Origin of the sequence: uncultured Nostoc sp. (assembly GCF_964245445.1) — a bacterium.
Taxonomy (GTDB): Bacteria; Cyanobacteriota; Cyanobacteriia; order Cyanobacteriales; family Nostocaceae; genus Nostoc.
Genome location: NZ_CAXTNE010000057.1, coordinates 15,708 through 32,403, shown reverse-complemented (window position 1 = coordinate 32,403; position 16,696 = coordinate 15,708). Strand labels below are relative to the sequence as shown.

The following is a 16,696-nucleotide window of genomic DNA, read 5'->3' as shown; positions in this document are numbered from 1 at the left end:
ATATATCGGGGGGATTAAGGGGGGTAATTCGACTTGTGTGTACACCGTAGCTCCTCTTAGGAGAGAGGTCAAAGTCTATTGCAATACAAACGAGCGTAGGCGTAGCCCGTCGTAGACATCGCTATATTATCCCGCGATTTGAATCATCGGCGGATCACCCTAAACCCAAAAAATTTGAAATCAACGGTAACAGATTGCTGCACTGTTCAACCAATTTTGTAGCACTGGGTAAACTAGAAATTGTCCCTTTTAAAATCTTTATAGCCGTTTTCGCCGCCTTTTGCATCGCCCCCTCTTGAGGACTTTTCCCCGCTTCTGCTAAAGCTTTCACCTGTTCTAATGCCTCAGCTTTATCTTCTTGCGGTAAATTTGTATCAGCTTCAATCGCTGCTTGTAATTGCGTCAACAATTCCTTAATTCCCGGTTTCTCAGGTTCGGGAGATGCTGGTAACTGGTTGATGGTATTTGTTACCGTACCGCTAATATCACCTAAATTCAAAGCTTGTCCGCTAGCATTAAAATCTCTGCCAACACTGCCAATTTCAATTTTGCGGCTGGCATCATTGCTGTTAGTCATATTTTTATTCTCTACTTTATTGTCAACTTGAACATTAATCGGCTTATTAGCTAATAATTTTACAATCTCTGACATTTCTGCACTTTGTTGGCGATAGATAACTATTTCATTATCTTTAGCTTGTAATTGTGCTTTATATTTTTCTTCTACAGCTTGCAGTGCCAGTTGATAATTTTGCGTAAAGTCCCTATGAATCTTTGTTTTATCGGCATCAACAGGTACACCGACCTTAACGACTACTACGCCATCACCTTTATTTTCAATACTCTGTAGAGCTAATTCTGTGTCTTCATTTTGGTCTTGCACTGTTTGGAAGGCTTGAACAAAAGCTTTCCAATCAATGCCATTACGAAAAATTAAATCAACAGTATTTAAAACCTCTTCAAACAGCTTAGTAAATTCTCCTGGTTGAAAGTTGCCACTACTGGGACGACGTTCGTAGTCATCAGTTCCAGGTTTGGGATTTTCTAAAAGATAAACAAAGCGACAATCTACATTATTTAACAGAGTTGTACTTTCAATATTCCACGCTTCCACAGAAACACCAGTCATGTGAGCGTTAGTAAAATTAGTGCCAACAGCTTGAGCTAGAGTTAGGTTTGCCCTCTCTAAACAAGCTTGTTGGAAGGTGGCTTGACTGATATCAGCATTTTTTAAATTTGCTTGTGTTAAATTAACACCCTTGAGGTTAGCACCTTTAAAGTTAGCACCAATATAAGACTTTTCCCTACCATTGCCCGTGACGAGTAAGTTGAGAACATCTGGATTAGTTAATATAGTGTTGTCAAGTCTGGCAAAGTCAAGTTTTTTGACTTCGGAAAAACAAGTGCGTGTCAAGTTTGCTTCTCTTAAATCTGTATTTTTGAGAGTTGCGCCAGTAAAATCAACGTTTGTTAAATCAGCATTACGAAAGCTGGTTCCACCTATAGCTGCAAAAGCGATCGCTATTTTACGAATCAAGTCATATCTTTCATCTCCTTTCATTGCATTCCATGCGATATAAATACTTAATGACATAATAAAGGTGATCACTATGCCAGTTACGGTACGAAAAGACAAAATATCAATTTTATCTCTTGTTTCACTTACGACATTGGAACTACAGAAAGCAGCAAAACCGACAATAAAAGCAACTCTAATAAAATTAGAAATATTAACTTGATTCATACCAACAATAATGATAGCGCCATCAATAACGCCAGCATCAACAATAGCAGCAGCAACAGCACCAGCAAATGAAACACCATTGCTCATATTGTTACCATGAAGATGTACACTGGTGCTAATAGTAGCGGTGACAACGGAACTAGCGATGGCACTAACAAAGATTGATATGTTTAGAGATATATCTAAACCTTTATAAATAGTCAGAAAAAAGAAAAATGTAAGTACTACTATAGTAGCGACACTAGCCGTTCTTGTATAAGGTTGACTAGGGTCAATCAAGCAATACAGTCCGTATATAACATACTCCGAAGCAAATCCTGATAATGCTGATAATAGGAGTAATATTATTAGCAATCTAATTACCCAATGTATCTGTAGCCCAGCTTTAGCACCCGTGAAATCAGCATCTTTGAGAATCGCGTTGGTAAAGTTTGTTCCTCGAATATCTGCCTTGCTAAAGTTGACTCCAGTCAAGTCTTGACCTATAAAAGAGCGACCTCGAAGATTTTTACCGGAGTAGTCTGGTGGCATAATCACTAATTCGTAATTCGTAATTCGTAATTCGTAATTCAGAAAGTCAGATTAAATTTGGGTTTGGGGGTTTGAATTTGGTGACGGATATTAGAGAATTAGTATTACTGAGATTTTATACAAGTTTGCTGTGCAATATTTCGGATTTTGGCAAAATAAGGAAAATACAAAAATTTTGGATGTCATACGTGGTGGAAGTGCATGACTGCGTGCCCTTACCTTTAAATGCTTAAGTTATCATCAGCAATATTGAAATTGGTGTCACTATACTTAAGCTGTAGTTATCAATATTGCAACTGTAGCGGTCTAACTCGTGAGGGGAGCGGTATAACTCGTGAGGGGAGCAGTTTACCTTGCAATGTGCTTGGACTCACAATCAAATCTCTACCTCAGCCATGAGGCATTGGCTGAGGTAGAAGCATTTTCAATTGCCGATTCAACATTTTAGCCTTAACGTGGAACTGCTAACTATATATTAAAGACGCGAGGAGCGATCATGGGGCAGACACAGGAGCTAGGACAGATTATCATCCTGAATGGTGCCCCGCGATCAGGGAAGTCGAGTATTGTCGCAGTGATCCAGGAGACATTTGATGGCCTGTGGATGAACTTAGGTGTCGATAGGTTTATGCAAATGACTCCCCCACGATACCTGCCTGGGATCGGTCTGCGACCAGGGGGAGAACGCCAGGACATCGAACCCCTTGTTCCGATTCTGTACAGCGCCATGTATGAGTCCATCGCCGCCCACAGCCGCTTGGGTCTGAATGTCGTGGTTGATGTCGGACACCATGACGCCTACGCAATCCCGCGAGGCATTCTGGCCGATAGTGCGCGACGTTTGAACAGATTGCCGGTCTTGTTCGTAGGCGTTCGTTGCCCCATTGAAATCATTATGGAACGGCGAAAGATGGGGGGGAAAGTGGGAAGTGCGGCCTACTCGTTAATGCCACATCCAGTTCAGTTATGGCAACGTGAAGTCCACATCCCTGGCATCTATGATCTTGAAGTCGATACCTCGTTGTTAAGCCCAGGTGCGTGTGCCGAGGTTATACGCAAGCACCTTGCAGATATTCCAGCGCCGTCGGCATTCCAACGACTTGCTGCACACCATACTTAAGCTGTCGTTATCAATATTATTGCAACTGGTAGCGGTTCCCGGACTTATGGGAGCTGCTCCGGAACTTATGGAAGCAGCTCCGGAACTTATGGGAACAGCTCCGGAACTTATGGGAGCAGCTCCGGAACTTATGGGAACAGCTCCGGAACTTATAGGAGCAGCTCCGGAACTTATAGGAGCAGCTCCGGAACTTATGGGAGCAGCTCCGGAACTTACAGAGGAGTTAAATTAAAGATATGCTTTTCTAGGCGAAACCAAGTATGTGCTATCAAGCTATGTTTGCCAATTTAATGTTTTGACCGAATTCAGCCGAATCACTCACTGGTTCTGAATACAAAGTAAACAACTCACTCAAAACTTCTTCCCTAGCAATTTATCCACGGCTGGTAAATCGTTCTACCTGTACAATATTACATCACGATGTGTAAGGGCACGGCACTGCCGTGCCCCTACGGGTGTACCTCACGGAAACGAGAACTGCTATATGAACAATCAACTCTACGAACAAGATTTTAATCTGTGGCGAGAAAGCATTATTGAGCAGATTAAAGAACATCGTTTTAATGATATAGATTGGGAGCATTTGCTTATAGAATTAGAAGACATGGGAAAGTCAGAAAAACGGTCATTTATTAGTAATTTAACAATCTTGATTGCTCATTTACTCAAGCTAACCGTTCAATCTGATGCTCCTGAAATGATGAAAGGAAGCTGGTATAGTTCTGTTACAGAACATCGTTTTCGAGTAAAAAAGGATTTGGAAGAAAATCCTTCTTTCAAAAACTATATTACTGAAGTTATTTCTCAAGCTTATGCCGATGCTCGTAAATTGGCAATCAAAGAAAGTAAAAAAGCTAAATTAGGAGTGAGAAAACCAACGGACACAGAATATCCTCTTGATTGTCCTTTTCTGATAGAACAGTTATTAGATGAAGATTTTTATGGAGACACTGATTAACAGTTATCAGTTGTGTTCCATAGTTAAGTTACATAAAAGAAGTTTTGTAAAAACGGAAACATTATATTACGGAAAACAAGGTAGTGCTAGGACACGGTGAGAGTATCTGATAATTTCTTTGCCCGATCGCGTCTTCTTTGAGCTTTTGCGTCTGTCTCACTCCCCCAATCGACCTTTGCCAAATTGGCGTGAGATTATTGTATGTTTATTACTACAATTACTATTGATGCTAGATAATGGGAAAGCTTTGACATTTGCTTGCCAATCTAGCCCGGAAACAATAACTAACACTTATGCGAACTCACTATTGCGGCGAACTCCGAAAAGAACATATTGGAGAAACTGTTACCTTTTACGGATGGATAGACCGTCGCCGCGATCACGGTGGTGTGATATTTTTAGATTTACGCGATCGCTCTGGAATTGTCCAAATCGTCAGCGATCCGCAACGCACCCCAGATTCTTACGAACAGGCAAACGCCCTACGAAATGAATATGTTGTCGAAATTACTGGTAGGGTAACCCAACGTCCCGAAGAATCGCTGAATACCCGCATCCCAACAGGCGAGGTAGAAATCTACGCCGATAAAATTGAACTCCTCAATGCTGTTCGCAAACAGTTACCTTTCCAAGTTTCTGTAGCTGACACCGAGACAGTGCGGGAAGACTTGCGGCTGAAATATCGTTATTTGGATTTGCGACGCGAACGCATGGCGCAAAATTTGCAACTCCGTCATCAAATTGTCAAAGCCATGCGTCGTTATCTAGAAGATTTGGAAGGTTTTATCGAAGTTGAAACCCCAATACTTACCCGTTCTACTCCAGAAGGGGCGCGGGATTATGTTCTACCCAGCCGCGTCAATCCTGGGGAGTGGTATGCTTTGCCGCAATCACCCCAGCTATTTAAACAATTACTGATGGTATCCGGCTTAGATAGATATTATCAGATTGCCCGTTGCTTTCGTGACGAAGACTTACGCGCCGACAGACAACCGGAATTTACCCAGTTGGACATGGAAATGAGCTTCATGTCTCAAGAAGAAATTATCGAACTGAATGAAAACTTAGTATGCCATATCTTCAAAACAGTTAAAGGCATTGAGTTACAGCGCCCTTTCCCCCGCCTCACTTACGCTGAGGGGATGGAACGCTATGGTAGTGATAAACCAGATACACGTTATGGTTTGGAATTAGTTGACGTTTCAGATATTGTGAAAGACTCTAGTTTCAAAGTCTTTCGGGACACCGTTACTAATGGTGGTATCGTCAAAATCCTGCCCATTCCCAACGGTAACGATGTAATTTCTAATGTCCGCATTAAACCAGGCGGTGATTTATTTAAAGAAGCCAGCGAAGCCGGTGCTAAAGGTTTAGCTTATATCCGCGTCAGGGATGATGGCGAAATTGACACCATTGGCGCGATTAAAGACAACCTCAGCGTTGAACAAAAACAAGAAATTTTACGCCGTACAGGTGCTAAAGCTGGACATTTGCTGTTGTTTGGGGCTGGTGATGTTGCTACAGTTAATAAAACATTAGATAGATTACGGCAAGCGATCGCTAGAGAATTTAACTTAATTGATCCAGAAAAAATCAACTTACTCTGGATTACAGATTTCCCGATGTTCGAGTGGAATGCTGACGAAAAACGTTTAGAAGCACTGCATCACCCGTTTACAGCACCCCATCCTGATGATTTGAGCGACTTAAAGACTGCACGTGCCCAAGCTTACGACTTAGTACTTAACGGCGTGGAAGTTGGTGGCGGAAGTCTACGGATTTATCAGCGAGAAATTCAACAGCAGGTGTTTGAAGCGATTGGGTTATCTCCTGAAGAAGCACAAAGTAAATTTGGCTTTCTTTTAGAAGCATTTGAATATGGTACACCACCGCATGGTGGCATCGCCTACGGTTTAGATCGTTTGGTAATGTTGCTAGCTGGCGAAGAATCTATTCGAGATGTCATTGCTTTTCCGAAGACACAACAAGCACGTTGTTTGTTAACAGATGCACCTTCGAGTGTAGATGCTAAACAGTTGAAAGAATTGCACGTCGCTTCAACTTATAAACCAAAGTCTTAGTTAACTAGGGAATTGTTTAAGTAGGGTGGGCAATGCCCACCAATTACATAATATACGTCTTTGCCCACAGCCATAATTTGTTTCAAAATTTGTAGATGACAACAAACAAACTCAAAGCCTTAGAGCTTTTTGCTGGTATCGGTGGGTTTCGCCTGGGTATGGCAAATGCAAATATTCAAACAGTATGGGCGAATGATATCAATGAACTTTGCTGTAAAGTTTATGAAAGTAATTTTGGCAAAGACTCTATTGTTTTAGGCGATATCAACGAAATCTCTATCTTAGACATTCCTAATCATGATATTTTAACTGCTGGCTTCCCTTGCCAACCTTTTAGCCCTGCTGGGAAAAAACTTGGCGTGAGAGATAGAGTTAGGGGAACACTATTTGAGCGAATTATAGAAATATTAGACCAGAAACAGCCAAAATATTTTTTTTTGGAAAATGTCAAAAGACTTTTGACAATGGAAAACGGCTCTCATTTTAGATTAATTTTAAATGCACTTTCTGAGTTAGATTATTTTATTGAATGGCGACTAATTAGCCCCTTAAGCTTTGGTATCCCTCAAAATAGAGATAGAATTTTTATCTTTGGCACAAAACTAAACTCAACAGATATAACACCTAATATTTTAGAAAAACTATCAGTTTTTTTGACTAAAGAAGATAATATTAAAATTCCAGAATGTTGTCTTTGTATCAAGAGAAAGAACTGGAGATTATCAAACAACCTACGGGCTAATAGAAATCTTACGCCGTAATGGGAACAAAGAAGATGTAATAGCATTTTTAGAGGAACGCAACTTTCCTTTAGACGAAATTGGGCGTGAAATACTTGCAGAAAGAATTTTGCAGCAACCGCCAGAAATTGGCTACTTGACAATTTCTAATGCATTACAGTGGCGATCGCAATACGCTAGGATTATCCAGGTAGCAACTACGACGACAACAGTAGGTGTAGAAAATCTACTGGTAGGATGAAAGGGATTAATGCTGCTGCCACAATAGAATTAAGCTCCTACCCCCAGAATTCCTTATGAGTGAATCTATCATCTTGACAGACACTGGCTTATTACCAGAAGATTTGTTACCAGATGTTAGTCATCTGGTGACAGAGGACGATGAACCCTTGGATAATCTGCCATCTGAAAAACAACAACGGCTGCTGACAGAAACACTTTACAGTTCTTGGAACGGGCCTAGTAATGCCCAAGGGTTTCTCGTGGCTGCAAATGTGGGGTTGTTTCCTAGTAACAAACAACCGCCGATTGTACCTGATGTATTTTTGAGCCTAGATGTACAAGTAGCTGATAACTGGTGGGAAAGACGGCATCGCTCTTATTTCTTCTGGGATTTTGGTAAACCGCCAGAGGTGGTGATTGAAATTGTTTCAAATCGAGAAGGCAATGAAACAGGACGAAAAATCTTAGAGTATGCCAGGATGCGGGTAATGTACTACATTATCTTTGATCCAACTCGACAACTTGATGGTGAAGTTCTACAGATGTACGAGTTGCGTGGGCGGCAATATATACCCATGAGTGAGCAATGGCTGACTGAAGTTGAGCTAGGTTTATGTTTGTGGGAAGGTGCGTATGAAGGTAAGCGGGATGTTTGGCTGAGGTGGTGTGACGCTACGGGTAATGTAATTCCTACTGGTGCAGAACGAGCTGAACAAGAACGTTTACGAGCTGAACAAGAACGTTTACGAGCTGAACAAGAACGTTTACGAGCTGAACAAGAACGTTTACGAGCCGAACAAGAGCGAGAAGCTAAAGAAACTGCTCTGCAACGAGCTGAACGCTTGGCGGCACAGTTACGAGCCTTGGGTGTTGAGCCAGAAGTATGAGGTGAAGATGGGGAGTGGGGTAATTCAATTAATTGAAAAACGCTGTAAGAGCCAAATTGCCAGGAAACCTCTTCAAAACAAAAAAAACCCGCCATAGCGGGTTACACAACAAACTAAGAACATTGAAAACTTAATTTAGCTGGAATACCTCATTTCAGCTTCCAGTTGACGAATCAGTTGTTCGTCGCCCTTTGCTCTGGCTACTTCCAAGCGATGCTCTAAGCTTTTTTGAATATTCTCTCTGTGAGCTTCTTGTGCTTTTCTGCCACTTTGTAGTCTATTTTGATTCATAGTGATTACCTTCTTTAATTTTTTGCTTTATGTCTTGCATTCTTAACATAACACATATTTTGTAGCTGTTGCTACAGAATTTTCTAACTTAATATATATTTTAGCAAAAATATGCCTAAGAAGCAGACAAGTCAACAACCACTCCTAACTTTACTAAGCGATTTTGGCGATCGCGATGTTTATGTAAGCATAATGAAGGGTGTCATAGCCCAAATCAACCCCAGACTGACGGTGGTAGACTTAACGCACCAAATTCCGCCGCAAGACATCGCCGCAGCCAGATTTTCTTTGATGAATGCTTATTGCTATTTCCCCGTTGGAACAGTGCATGTGGCAGTAGTAGATCCGGGTGTGGGAAGCAAGCGACGAGCGATCGCAGTAGAATTTGCTCAAGGGTTTCTAGTAGGCCCAGATAATGGTATCTTTAGCGGGCTACTTAGTCAAAGTCCAGCGATCGCAGCCGTCGAACTTACAAATCTTAACTATTGGCGAACTCCTCAACCAAGCAAGACTTTTCACGGTAGAGATATCTTTGCACCAGTGGGCGCTAGTCTTGCTAGTGGTGTCTCTCTCAAACAGCTAGGACAAGAAATTGATCCAGCAAGTTTGGTAAAACTGGATATAGGCGAGTGCAAGCAAACAACCACTGGTGTAGTGGGTTGCATTCAATATATTGACCACTTTGGCAATTTGGTGAGCAACATTGCAGGAAGTTACGTACAAGGCAAAACTTGGTATGTGCAAACTGCTGGGTTGAGTATACCAGGCTGTGAAACTTACAGTGATGTCAAGGTGGGAGAGATAATAGCTTTAGTTGGTAGTCACGGCTGGGTAGAAATTGCCATTAATAGCGGTAATGCTGACTCAAAGTTGCAGTTAGATTGGCAAGAAACGCTTCAAGTTGTGCTAACTTGAATACCGCACCTGGTGAGTGCCACATCAAGAGAAACTATCAAAAGCGATATCTCTGATGGGCTATTCGGCGTCGCACTTTTTTCTAAAGTCCCAAAAGGTGGTGGAATATGTCGCCGCATTCTCAATTTTTTGGATAAATTACCGGGATATTTGGTTTTGCAAGTTGGGAAGGTTTCGGATTTGCAAGTCGGTTCGGTTTTGAAGAATGCGATTTACATCGCTTGGGGTTAGAAAATTTACATTAACTGGGGTTGTGGATGTGCTTCGAGATAAGGTGACATTTGGTTAATAACCAACCGATAATATCATGTCCGGTTAAAGACTTATCATTAAGACTGCAAGGGGGCAGGGGGCAGGCAGCAGGGGGAGAAAGGGTTTTCAGGTTTTTGCACAGATGCGAAAATTATAACTAATCAGCCGGACATGATATAAGTTCAGCGATCGCTGAACTTATAGTAAGCTTGAACTGGTAAACCGTGAAAACCAATGCCCAAGAAAATTAGAGAACTGAAGGCAATGGTAGCGAAAACTGGATACATTCTTCAGCTAGGTTGAAGAAAAGGAAGTCATACCTATTGGAAACATCCGTTGCAACCTGAAGAACCTCTTACCATTCCAGGTAAGGACGGAGATGATGCTCCGCTATATTTGGAGAAGAACATTCAACGGGTACTCAAAAGCTTGGAAGACTTTAAAAACGACGAAGGTGAATATATAGATGAGCTATCACTACAGTATGGTGATTCAATGGTCAGAGGACGATCAACTCTTCCTGGTACATTTGCCTGAGTTCGCCTGGCAGGAGTTTCATACACATGGCAAAACCTACGAAGAAGCTGCTAAAAATGGGCAAGAAGTAATTGAGGCGTTTGTTGAGATGCTTCAAGAAGAGGGTAAGCTACTACCAGAACCCAGGATGCTTCCTACACGACCATTACAGGTTGCTTAGTCAATTGTCAAATTATACAATCTGTCTATTAGACATAAGAGTAAAAATGACGTAGGCACAATTCATGAATTGTACCTACCAAGGATTTAGGGCAACGCATAATTAATTTGACCAGATGTTTAGTGGCGATCGCTATCGACACTTAGATGAAAATTATCCGGCTAATGCCTGAGAACTCTGTGAAGTTGGAGAGCAAAAACCTCTAGCTTTGCTAAGGTGGGGTAGTTCACCTATATTCATCCCAAACCACGGGAAAAGAATAATCTGAAATCGCCGATAGATCACGATTTACGCTGCGGGTTTCTTCATCCAGAACTTTGACGACTTTGTTATAAATATCTTGTGCTTGTTGCGGGGAATCACCGATGCTGGTTAATCCCAACTTACCAAACTGCGAAAGGCAACCCATCAGATGAAACACTGTACCCGTTTCTGTACCACTGTCAAAATGCAGTCTGTGTTCAGCGATGATATCCATCAAATCATTAGGTAATAATCCCTGATAACGCTCTTTTTGTAGGTTGTCAGTGGCAATGTAATATTTTGGACGACCTTGCTGACTATAAAATAAACCCGTGGAAAGGTCATAGCGGCCGTTCGTTAATAATTTTAAAGTCATGAATGGATGAGTTGTGCCGCCTTTACGCAAATTAATTTCGATCGCCTGCATATCCCAGTCTCCGTTACCCTTGTCAATGGCGATAAAATCTAATCCAAATCGCTCTAAAGTGCCTTTCTCTGCTAGCTTTTTGCCAACTTGTATTCCCAATTGCTGTAATTGCAACCGATAGCTTTCATCAGCAGGAAAGCGACAACCAAGATAAATCTGACCGTCTGGGCCTCCGAGAATTTGGTCGTGGGTTGAAAGGATTTCTACTTCGCCATTGGGTGTGATCCTTCCTTGGACACTAGGCGATCGCTTAATTTCCCCTTCCACAAATGCTTCGGCAATTCCCCCTAATTCAGGAAGTCTTCCAGAAAAATTGTCCCAAGTTTCTTGTTTTGCTTGAAAGCGCATTGTTGAGAAGCGATCGCTAATTGCTGCTACCCTTTCGGCATGAGTACCTTTGCCTGGTGCTACATTCTCAATCGGTCTAAAATCCAACAGCGCATTCCCTTCTCCAGAAATGCCTTCATTGAGTTTTACCACTACCCGTTTTAATGTCGGTTGTCGTTCCCACAAATCACTGGTAGCTTCTGCCAAATCTGTGTGATTCCAAACTTTTTCAGTGCCATCTGGATACGGTATTTCGCTTTCGGCGAAGATTTGCCGACTGCCACTTTTTGTCCCCCAAATCTGTAAATCTGGTGCAGCAGCATACAGTGGTACACCCAATTTTACAGACAATTCGCCTTCCCATTGCGAAGAGTTATAGCAAATCATAAATGATCTGTCTAGCCTCAAAGCTTGATGAATCCGCTTTAGCAGACGGGGGCGTTCTAAAATCTTTTGACTCAGAGGCTTAAGGGAGGAATCGTAAGTAGAAAGTAGCAGTAAGCGATTGCGAGCATGAGAAAAGGGAATTCCTGGCAACAGTTGCAGATAATAATCAATGATACTAGGGTGCAGCGGTACTGATGTTACATAAACCAGCCTAGTCTGGGGATTTTGTAACCGAATTAAGGAAAATAGTAATCTTTCTTCATAATGTTCGCAGCCTTCGATCTTTTGGAGTTCGCGCTGATCGATACTTAGCGAGGGAATAATTAAAATATCCGCTTCACTATTGTCAAATAACTCGCTCGTTTTCCAGCGATCGCGCAGGGTTAATTGTAACTGGCGAAACTTTTCAACCTGTTCTAACTCGGAAATATTTAGTGTTGCCATAACCCCTGCCCTCTAATGATCCTAATGTAGCGTACCACATAGGCTTTTGGACGATTAGTCTGGAGGTATATCTGCGGCGTAAGGATTTAGGTACTTTTGCAAGAAATTTAGTCTACAAGAAGGCAGCTATCCAAATCTCGGTCTAAATTAATATTAACGTCAGTAGATGGTATGAGAGTAAGTATTTTTGCAACCACAAAGGGAGAAAGTATAAGTCTATATTTTCATTTATCGAAAATGCCACGATTCTATAACCAGAATAAATGATTATAGACGAATTCAGTAACTCTCAATTATTGAATTTATTTTACGTCTTAAGGTTGAGCTAATTCCAGGTTGCTTTACCTCTAATGAGCGATAAAGTACAGCAAGATAACAGTTAACTTGAAAGCAGATGAAAAGGAAAAAATATTTCATCCAATCAGAGTTGTGTATTTGTTTTTTGTAGTCAGATGAATAGCATGTGTCATGTGTGAAGATAAATAATATCAGCCGTGTACAGCTGCCAGCAATAAGTACGATTAGCAAGCATCAGGAGTATAAGCGCCTAAAATTGCAAATGGCTAGTGAGAGCCAAAGCAAAAAATAAACCTTGGGTTGAATTTTCGATCCAAGGTTTACTTTTGGAATCAGGAAGAGGCTGAGGGTGCTTATTTAACAATGCCCAATACTTCTCTTCTTAGGCTGCGCCTTAAGCGTTCGCGAAGCGTCTCGTAGAGAAGCTATGCCGCAGGCTTTACGACGCCGCTCAGTACAAGTGCCCAATTCAATATTCAATTACCAAGAGAAAACCGATGGCTAAATCGAAAGAAAAAAAATTACAACCGCCACAGCAGCAAGAAACACCAGGTGTTGAATCAGAAATGACGCCAAAACCCAAATCAGATGATGCCGAGTATCGGGGTAGTGGCAAGTTACAAGATAAAGTAGCATTGATTACGGGTGCAGATAGTGGTATTGGTCGTGCTGTAGCGATCGCATTTGCTAAAGAAGGTGCAGATGTGGCGATTCTTTACCTCAATGAACACGACGATGCCAAAGAAACAAAAAATTTGGTAGAAAAACAAGGGCGTCGTGCAGTAACCATTGCAGGTGATATTGGCAATGAAACTTTTTGTCAGCAAGCGATCCAACAAACAGTTGGTGAGTTTGGCAAACTCGATATTCTCATCAACAATGCCGCCGAACAACATCCAAAAGAAAGTATCGAAGAGATCACCGAAGAACAACTAGAGCGAACTTTCCGCACTAATATATTCTCGATGTTTTTCATGACTAAAGCTGCACTCAAGCATTTACAAGCAGGCAGTTCTATCGTCAATACCACATCGGTAACAGCTTATAAAGGTAGCCCACAGTTACTAGATTATTCCTCTACAAAAGGTGCGATCGTTGCTTTTACTCGCTCCTTATCAAAAAATTTGGTATCCAAAGGAATTCGCGTTAATGCTGTCGCGCCAGGGCCAATTTGGACACCTTTAATTCCCTCAACTTTTCCTGAAGAGAAAGTTGAAAGTTTTGGTAAACAAGTACCAATGGAACGAGCCGGACAACCAGAAGAAGTTGCTCCTAGCTACGTATATTTAGCCTCTGATGATGCTTCTTATGTCTCTGGACAAGTGTTACATGTCAATGGTGGAGATGTTGTTAATGGTTAAGTGAAATAGTTAATTATTAGTCATTAGTCATTGGTCATTAGTTATTCGCTTTAGATAAATGACAGATGACAAATGACTAATGATAAAAAAATAATCACTCCCAACTCCATCCTTATTTTCCTCCATTGGAGGGATGAGTAAATGCGGGAATATTGATAGTCTATCTAGCAGCAAACATTTAATAAATAATAAGTACCTCTATGGCATCTCCTACACCACTGCATGGCACGGAACTAGTAGATTGTGCTAGAGCAAATGCCAAGCAAGGAATTGAAACTGCTGCTTATCAATGTGGCTATGGTCAAGACCTCAACAAATTTGCACAAGAACTAAGACAAGCTTGTGAAGAAATGAATTTACAAGTAAAAGAACTTAGTGGATTGATTACAGAGCAAGACTTGATCCTGCAATTGGGTACTGGCGAAATTGTTGCTCCAGATACGGAATCAGAATTGTAAAAGTTAGTTATTTGGACTTTATTCTTCACTAATGATCAATGACTAATGACTAATAACTCTTTTCATAACTTTAAAATTACCCGTGCCAAATTGAAGTAAATCAAAACGCCCACGACATCAACTGCTGTGGTAATAAATGGTGCTGACATTAATGCCGGATCTAAACGGAGGTAGCGGAATAGAAACGGTAATGCTGAACCGGAGATAGAAGCTAAAATAGAAATAGCTACCAGACTAGTGCCGACAGCGATCGCTACTTCTAATCGTCCTTGCAGAAAATAAGCCCAGACAGTAGCGATCATACCTAACATTCCTCCTAATAATGCCCCTGCGATCGCCTCCCGGCCGATTACCTGCAATGCACCAAGCGATCGGATTTCATCGGTATTCATCCCGCGAATCACCACTGTGGAAGACTGGGCCCCCACGTTACCACCAGTACCAGTCAGCAAAGGGATAAACGCTGTTAGTGTCACCACTTTTGCTAAAAGTTCTTCTTGCGACTTAATAATCGTTCCTGTAATGGTATTGGTTACAAGTAAAACCAACAACCATACAACCCGCTTCCGAGCAATTTCCAGTAAATTCATCTGAAAATAGTTGTCGCCCCCCGACTGCACACCACCACCCAAGGCATAGATATCTTCGGTGGTTTCCCGTTGCAGAATATCAATCACATCATCGACGGTGACAATACCTACTAGACGCTGTTCTCGATCTACCACAGGCACAGCCAGAAAGTCATATCTTTGAATTAATCTGGCAACTTCTTCTTGGTCTGTATCAGTGTGGACAAACACCACATCACGGGTCATAATTTCGCCAATAATTTGCTCAGGCTGAGAAGTCACTAACTCCCGCAACGATACAATCCCCGTTAAACGCCTTTCCGCATCCATGACATAAAGATAATAAATCATCTCACTGGCATTAGCTAAGTTGCGAATTCGCTCTAGGGCTTGAGATACTGTAAAGTTTTCTTTCAGCGAGATTAACTCTAGCGTCATAATTCGCCCAGCAGTATCGGCTTCATAACCCAATAGTTGGGCTGTAGCTTGGCGTTCTGTTGGACTGAGTTGTTCTAGCAGACGATTGACGACTTTTGCCGGTAATTCATCAAATAACCTAGCTCGGTCATCCGGCGACATTTGATCGACAATATCGCGGACTTCCTGGCTTTTAAGTTCCTCAATTAAACGTTCTTGAACACTGTAGTCGAGATATTCATAAACCTCGATAGCCTCATCCTTAGAAAGCAAGCGAAAAGCCAAAGCGTGCATCGCTTCTGGCAAACCCTCAATCGCCTCAGCAATATCCGCAGGCTGCACAGGTACGAGAATAGCTTTTGCTCCCTGCAAGTCTCCTGTTTCCAGGAGCATTTGCAGCTGAGTCCGCACTAAATCTCGCAATTCCCTGCGTGAGACATTCTGGATGGTAGAGTTAAAATTGTTGGTCTCAGTCAAAGTCCACTTTCCTCAGCCAGTTTGAACAAGGTTGCTGCCCTTAGTCTAGGGGAAAGTGGGAATGTGCAGGGTTAAACTTGTGATTTTCTGACTTTAAATAAATTGAAAACTTTTATAAAGAAGTAAATAATCAGGGTTTCAGACGCTGATAATTCCTTATGTTCAGTGCACCCCGTAGGGGATCGTGCTACGCAAAGCGTCTGTCTGCGGAACGCTGCGCGTACCCCTCCGGGGAAGCAAGCTACGCGTCAGCGTCCCGCAGGTAACGTAGAGAAGTTGTCGCGTAACCATTCCCTGGATAGTCCACCGACAACAGGTTTACTCGAAAAGTACGATAATCTCTTAGTTCCAGCAGATTGTATTCTCTAGCTTAAATACATGACTGGTGAGGCTTTTGCAAAACTTTTTGCTTCACTCACTATTAGTACTATTCTCCGCTAGGCCTTTAGTACTAAGCTAAAACACATTTAATTTGCATATCAAAATTATATCAATATCTTGTAGGTAGGCATCTTGCCTGCCCTAATTATGCAACTTGAATGCTAATTAGCTTATTCTCTGCTGGATCTTGTAATAAAGATATGAATTAACACTCAATATGAAGCATAGATAAATAATAGTTTTTCAAATCTTTAAATATTAAAATCCTTCTTTATCGAAATTTTATGTAATTAATAACTATGTAAATACAAAACAAAAACTTCATCCGGGAGATCAGTAATTTTTATTTAAAAATCATAAAAACTTTTATATCCCTTTAAAAAAGATAAATCAATATGAATCTTTAATCAAGGTTCCATAAAGAAGATAGACATAACCCCTAAACTATTGTCAAATGGTAAATTAGTTGA

At 41.4% G+C, this 16,696-nt stretch carries 15 protein-coding genes and 1 pseudogene; 12 read left to right on the top strand and 4 right to left on the bottom strand.

Features of this window, described 5'->3' with window-relative positions; genetic code table 11:
* Window positions 1-154 precede the first annotated feature (154 nt).
* The gene (locus ACFE90_RS12715; RefSeq protein ID WP_375500977.1) at window positions 155-2,275 is read right to left on the bottom strand and encodes a pentapeptide repeat-containing protein; all 2,121 of its coding nucleotides are present in this window, start codon (window positions 2,273-2,275) and stop codon (window positions 155-157) included.
* Between the two features lie 496 nt (window positions 2,276-2,771).
* Between ACFE90_RS12715 and ACFE90_RS12710 the strand changes: the two genes are divergently transcribed.
* The 6 genes from ACFE90_RS12710 to ACFE90_RS12685 all read left to right on the top strand — a co-directional run bounded on the left by ACFE90_RS12710 (window position 2,772) and on the right by ACFE90_RS12685 (window position 8,283).
* Entirely contained in the window at window positions 2,772-3,395 is a 624-nt protein-coding gene (locus tag ACFE90_RS12710) for a chloramphenicol phosphotransferase CPT family protein (RefSeq protein WP_375500975.1), read from the top strand.
* 484 nt (window positions 3,396-3,879) lie between these two features.
* Window positions 3,880-4,353, top strand: coding sequence for a DUF29 domain-containing protein (locus tag ACFE90_RS12705; protein ID WP_375500973.1), 474 nt, complete (start codon window positions 3,880-3,882; stop codon window positions 4,351-4,353).
* 293 nt (window positions 4,354-4,646) lie between these two features.
* A complete protein-coding gene (gene aspS, locus ACFE90_RS12700) occupies window positions 4,647-6,434 on the top strand; it encodes an aspartate--tRNA ligase (protein WP_375500971.1) in 1,788 nt (595 codons plus the stop codon).
* A gap of 95 nt (window positions 6,435-6,529) precedes the next feature.
* Window positions 6,530-7,195, top strand: a complete 666-nt coding sequence (locus ACFE90_RS12695) for a DNA cytosine methyltransferase (protein WP_375500969.1) — start codon at window positions 6,530-6,532, stop codon at window positions 7,193-7,195.
* An 88-nt stretch (window positions 7,196-7,283) separates the two neighbouring features.
* Window positions 7,284-7,415, top strand: coding sequence for a hypothetical protein (locus tag ACFE90_RS12690; protein WP_375500967.1), 132 nt, complete (start codon window positions 7,284-7,286; stop codon window positions 7,413-7,415).
* Between the two features lie 55 nt (window positions 7,416-7,470).
* Window positions 7,471-8,283 carry a Uma2 family endonuclease gene (locus ACFE90_RS12685; RefSeq protein WP_375500965.1) on the top strand — a complete coding sequence of 271 codons (813 nt, stop codon included), beginning with the start codon at window positions 7,471-7,473 and terminating at the stop codon, window positions 8,281-8,283.
* Window positions 8,284-8,418: 135 nt separating this feature from the next.
* Here ACFE90_RS12685 and ACFE90_RS12680 read toward each other — a convergent pair whose 3' ends face one another.
* Window positions 8,419-8,574, bottom strand: coding sequence for a hypothetical protein (locus ACFE90_RS12680; RefSeq protein ID WP_375500963.1), 156 nt, complete (start codon window positions 8,572-8,574; stop codon window positions 8,419-8,421).
* A 111-nt stretch (window positions 8,575-8,685) separates the two neighbouring features.
* Here ACFE90_RS12680 and ACFE90_RS12675 point away from each other — a divergent pair, with 111 nt between their 5' ends.
* From ACFE90_RS12675 to ACFE90_RS12660, 4 genes and pseudogenes are all read left to right on the top strand, one after another.
* Entirely contained in the window at window positions 8,686-9,489 is an 804-nt protein-coding gene (locus tag ACFE90_RS12675) for an S-adenosyl-l-methionine hydroxide adenosyltransferase family protein (RefSeq protein WP_375500961.1), read from the top strand.
* Window positions 9,490-9,501: 12 nt separating this feature from the next.
* Window positions 9,502-9,720, top strand: coding sequence for a hypothetical protein (locus ACFE90_RS12670; protein WP_375500959.1), 219 nt, complete (start codon window positions 9,502-9,504; stop codon window positions 9,718-9,720).
* Window positions 9,721-10,059: 339 nt separating this feature from the next.
* A pseudogene (locus ACFE90_RS12665) lies at window positions 10,060-10,278 on the top strand (hypothetical protein); the annotation flags it as partial.
* Window positions 10,208-10,438 (top strand): type II toxin-antitoxin system HicB family antitoxin, encoded by a 231-nt coding sequence (locus tag ACFE90_RS12660; RefSeq protein WP_375500957.1) that lies wholly within the window; start codon window positions 10,208-10,210, stop codon window positions 10,436-10,438. The pseudogene ACFE90_RS12665 and the gene ACFE90_RS12660, both read left to right, overlap by 71 nt.
* A gap of 226 nt (window positions 10,439-10,664) precedes the next feature.
* On the opposite strand, the gene ACFE90_RS12655 is transcribed toward ACFE90_RS12660, so the two are convergent.
* Window positions 10,665-12,266: a peptide ligase PGM1-related protein gene (locus ACFE90_RS12655; RefSeq protein WP_375500955.1), complete on the bottom strand. Its 1,602-nt coding sequence runs from the start codon at window positions 12,264-12,266 to the stop codon at window positions 10,665-10,667.
* 794 nt (window positions 12,267-13,060) lie between these two features.
* On the opposite strand from ACFE90_RS12655, the gene ACFE90_RS12650 reads away from it, so the two are divergent.
* Both ACFE90_RS12650 and ACFE90_RS12645 read left to right on the top strand, forming a co-directional pair.
* A complete protein-coding gene (locus tag ACFE90_RS12650; protein WP_375500953.1) occupies window positions 13,061-13,924 on the top strand; it encodes an SDR family oxidoreductase in 864 nt (287 codons plus the stop codon).
* A gap of 200 nt (window positions 13,925-14,124) precedes the next feature.
* The gene (locus ACFE90_RS12645) at window positions 14,125-14,382 is read left to right on the top strand and encodes a hypothetical protein (protein ID WP_229454710.1); all 258 of its coding nucleotides are present in this window, start codon (window positions 14,125-14,127) and stop codon (window positions 14,380-14,382) included.
* Window positions 14,383-14,444: 62 nt separating this feature from the next.
* Here ACFE90_RS12645 and mgtE read toward each other — a convergent pair whose 3' ends face one another.
* A complete protein-coding gene (gene mgtE, locus ACFE90_RS12640; protein ID WP_375500951.1) occupies window positions 14,445-15,845 on the bottom strand; it encodes a magnesium transporter in 1,401 nt (466 codons plus the stop codon).
* Window positions 15,846-16,696: the final 851 nt, after the last annotated feature.

Coding starts and splice junctions, on each gene's coding strand:
- ACFE90_RS12655 (WP_375500955.1), bottom strand. CDS start 12,266: ATGGCAACACTAAATATTTCCGAGTTAGAACAGGTTGAAAAGTTTCGC.
- ACFE90_RS12715 (WP_375500977.1), bottom strand. CDS start 2,275: ATGCCACCAGACTACTCCGGTAAAAATCTTCGAGGTCGCTCTTTTATA.
- aspS (WP_375500971.1), top strand. CDS start 4,647: ATGCGAACTCACTATTGCGGCGAACTCCGAAAAGAACATATTGGAGAA.
- ACFE90_RS12650 (WP_375500953.1), top strand. CDS start 13,061: ATGGCTAAATCGAAAGAAAAAAAATTACAACCGCCACAGCAGCAAGAA.
- ACFE90_RS12685 (WP_375500965.1), top strand. CDS start 7,471: ATGAGTGAATCTATCATCTTGACAGACACTGGCTTATTACCAGAAGAT.
- ACFE90_RS12660 (WP_375500957.1), top strand. CDS start 10,208: ATGAGCTATCACTACAGTATGGTGATTCAATGGTCAGAGGACGATCAA.
- ACFE90_RS12705 (WP_375500973.1), top strand. CDS start 3,880: ATGAACAATCAACTCTACGAACAAGATTTTAATCTGTGGCGAGAAAGC.
- ACFE90_RS12675 (WP_375500961.1), top strand. CDS start 8,686: ATGCCTAAGAAGCAGACAAGTCAACAACCACTCCTAACTTTACTAAGC.
- ACFE90_RS12695 (WP_375500969.1), top strand. CDS start 6,530: ATGACAACAAACAAACTCAAAGCCTTAGAGCTTTTTGCTGGTATCGGT.
- ACFE90_RS12645 (WP_229454710.1), top strand. CDS start 14,125: ATGGCATCTCCTACACCACTGCATGGCACGGAACTAGTAGATTGTGCT.
- ACFE90_RS12710 (WP_375500975.1), top strand. CDS start 2,772: ATGGGGCAGACACAGGAGCTAGGACAGATTATCATCCTGAATGGTGCC.
- ACFE90_RS12680 (WP_375500963.1), bottom strand. CDS start 8,574: ATGAATCAAAATAGACTACAAAGTGGCAGAAAAGCACAAGAAGCTCAC.